This is a genomic window from Actinoplanes sp. NPDC051633, assembly GCF_040681735.1.
In the GTDB taxonomy this organism is placed as follows: domain Bacteria; phylum Actinomycetota; class Actinomycetes; order Mycobacteriales; family Micromonosporaceae; genus Actinoplanes.
On sequence record NZ_JBFAZH010001839.1, the window covers coordinates 1 to 1,039 of the forward strand.

Sequence of the window (1,039 nt, forward strand, 5' to 3'; positions counted from 1 at the left end):
ACGCCGTCATCGGCCTGGTCTTCTTCGCGGCCATGGGCGCGATGTTCTTCAGCGCCTTCTACTTCCAGCTGGTCCGCGGCTACGGCCCGCTGATGTCCGGCGCGTTGTTCGTGCCGTTCGCCGTGGCCCAGATGGTCTTCGCGCCGCGCAGCGCGGCCATGGTCAAGCGGTTCGGCCCGCGCGCGGTCAGCACGGCCGGGCTGCTGCTGGTCGCGGTGGGACTGGCCGGCTTCATCTACATCGGCGCCGAGACGCCGATCTGGTTCGTCGGCGCACTGTTCTTCGTGATGGGCATGGGCATGGCGAACGTCATGCCGCCCGCCACCGAATCGATCATGGCGGCGCTGCCCCGCGAGAAGGCGGGCGTCGGCTCGGCGGTCAGCAACACGATCCGCCAGGTGGGCGGCGCGCTCGGCGTGGCCGCGGTCGGCGCGGTGGTGAGCGCGCTCTACCGCGGCAACCTGGGCGACGCGGCCGCGGGCCTGCCCGCCGCGGCCCGATCGGTGGCCGAGGAGTCGATCTCCGGGGCGTACGGGGTGGCCGAGACCGCCGGGGCGGCCGGTTCCGGGCTGGTGCAGAGCGCGAACGACGCGTTCCTCGTGGCGATGCACTACGCGGCGGTGGGCACGACGGCGTTCACGTTGCTGAGCGCCCTGGTGGCGCTGATCTGGCTGCCCGGCCGGCTGCCCGCCGCGCCCGCCCCGACGTCGCCGGAGGCCCAGGCCGATCTCGCCTTGGCCGAGGTGTAGGAACTCGGCGACAATGGACGCCATGACGACCGCCAGCGCCGCTGCGGGAGCCGACCTGGAGCGCAAGGCTCCGGGCCGGCCCCGCAGCGCCAAAGCCGACGAGGCGATCATCGCCGCCGTGATCACCCTGCTGCAGGAGGGTGTGAGCGTCGGAAGCCTGTCGATGGAGGCGGTGGCCGCGCAGGCGGGGGTCGGCAAGGCGACGATCTACCGCCGCTGGCCCAACAAGGACGCGCTGCTGATCGACACGGTCCGCACGATGAAGGGGCCGCCGCCGCAGCCGCGCGGCG

At 73.1% G+C, this 1,039-nt stretch carries 2 protein-coding genes; both read left to right on the forward strand.

Annotated features, from left to right (window positions below):
* A partial coding sequence (locus AB0M20_RS45555) for an MFS transporter (RefSeq protein WP_364307916.1) occupies positions 1–749 on the forward strand: 749 nt, incomplete at its 5' end.
* Positions 750–762: 13 nt separating this feature from the next.
* Positions 763–1,039, forward strand: a 277-nt coding sequence (locus tag AB0M20_RS45560; RefSeq protein ID WP_364307918.1) for a helix-turn-helix domain-containing protein, incomplete at its 3' end; no start/stop codon positions are given.